1 protein-coding gene is annotated in these 502 nt (G+C 32.5%); it reads left to right on the top strand.

What is annotated here, in order from left to right:
* Positions 1-118: 118 nt before the first annotated feature.
* Positions 119-502 (top strand): metallophosphoesterase family protein (locus tag AB1397_03590; protein ID MEW6482071.1); only part of this gene is annotated, 384 nt, incomplete at its 3' end.

Genomic DNA, 502 nt, shown 5'->3' with positions numbered 1-502 from the left:
TGGTGGCGTCTTACATAACCTTGAGGAGATAAGGCTTAAGGAAAAGAGGTAAAGATTATTCTAATGAAAGCAGCCAATTGACAAAATATATCTTTTAAGGTTATATTTATTTTATTTAATGAAAATAGGTGTCGTTTCTGATTCCCACAACAACCTTTTGTATTTAAGAAAAGCATTAGAGCTTCTTTTAAAAGAAGATGTCTCCCTCTTTATCCATCTTGGCGATGATTATTCTGACACAAAGATACTTGATGAATACCCTGTAGCAAACATTAAGGTTCCTGGGGTATTTGATCCTGAATATAAAGACAGAGATATAAAAAATAGGAGAATTGAAAAAATATGTGGGTTTTATTTCTTAATCTCGCATACAAAAACCTCACATAGAAATGACCAAAGTGGAGACCTTATTCCAGAGGATATAATTAACAATAGAGGGGTTGATGTTGTTTTGTTTGGACACACCCATCTTTATGAAATAAAGAAGGAAAACGAAATAATC

The sequence above is a fragment of the bacterium genome (assembly GCA_040756715.1).
GTDB lineage: Bacteria > UBA9089 > UBA9088 > UBA9088 > UBA9088 > JBFLYE01.
This window is presented reverse-complemented; position numbering and strand designations above follow the sequence as displayed.